Source organism: Dactylosporangium sp. NPDC051484 (assembly GCF_040689395.1).
GTDB lineage: Bacteria > Actinomycetota > Actinomycetes > Mycobacteriales > Micromonosporaceae > Dactylosporangium.
Genome location: NZ_JBFAZX010000092.1, coordinates 1 through 1,021, shown reverse-complemented (window position 1 = coordinate 1,021; position 1,021 = coordinate 1). Strand labels below are relative to the sequence as shown.

The 1,021-nt window shown below is 66.9% G+C and carries 1 protein-coding gene; it reads left to right on the top strand.

Annotated features, from left to right (window positions below; translation table 11 throughout):
• The first annotated feature begins 112 nt into the window (after positions 1–112).
• Positions 113–997 (top strand): IS982 family transposase, encoded by an 885-nt coding sequence (locus tag AB0367_RS38745; protein WP_366231505.1) that lies wholly within the window; start codon positions 113–115, stop codon positions 995–997.
• The last annotated feature ends 24 nt before the right edge of the window (positions 998–1,021 follow it).

Here is a 1,021-nt window from a genome sequence, read left to right as displayed (position 1 = left end):
CTAGATGATTGATGCCTTGAAGATTCGGGCGTGTGTCGCTGCTGGGTAGATGCGGGGAGGGTGTCCAAGATCGGCGTTGCTGACCCAGCCGCCGAACTCTTGGAGCCCGTCGTTGGACGCTGATCTGGACACCCTCGTGACCGCACTGTACGTGGAAATCGACGACCTGATCGAGCGGCCCCGCGGCCGGGGCCGCCGCCCCCTGCTCACGCACGCTGAGCTGCTGTGCCTGGCAGTGATGCAGGTGCTGCTGCGCTACCCCTCCGAGCGGCACTGGCTGCGCTACGCCAACAAGCACCTGCGCGGCATGTTCCCCTACATTCCCGACCAGGACGGCTACAACAAACGGATGCGCAAAGCAGGACCGCTGCTGACCCGGGTGATGCGGCACCTGGCCACCCGCACGCCGTCCTGGTTCGACCAGCTCCGCCTGATCGACTCCACCCCGCTGCCCTGCGGCGCGTCCCGGGAGACCGTCAAACGTTCCGACCTGGCCGGCGACGCCGGCTACGGCTACTGCGCCTCCCACTCCCGCTACTTCTGGGGATTCCGGCTCTACCTCGTCTGCACTCCGGAGGGCATGCCGGTCATCTGGGGCCTGGCCAACCCCAAACTCGGCGAACGCGAGGTCATGACCGCGCTGCTGGAAGCCGACCATCACCTCGTCCACGCCGGGCAGGTCCTGCTCGGCGACAAAGGCTTCGCTGGCGCCGACTTCGAACGGTTCATCACCGGGCAGCTCGGGGCGCACTTCGTGCGCCCCGACCGCCGCGGCGAACCGGTCCGGTTCGGCAAACTCGCCCGCGTCCGCCAGTGGGTCGAGGCCGTCTTCGACACCCTCAAAGGCCAACTCGACCTGGAAGCCCACGGAGGCCGCACCCTGGCTGGCGTCTTCGTCCGCGTCGCGCAGCGACTCCTCGCCCTGACCGCCGTGATCTGGCACAACTGGACCATCGGCGCCCCAGTCAAACGGTCCCTCATCGCCTACGACCACTGAATCTTCAAGGCATCAATCATCTAG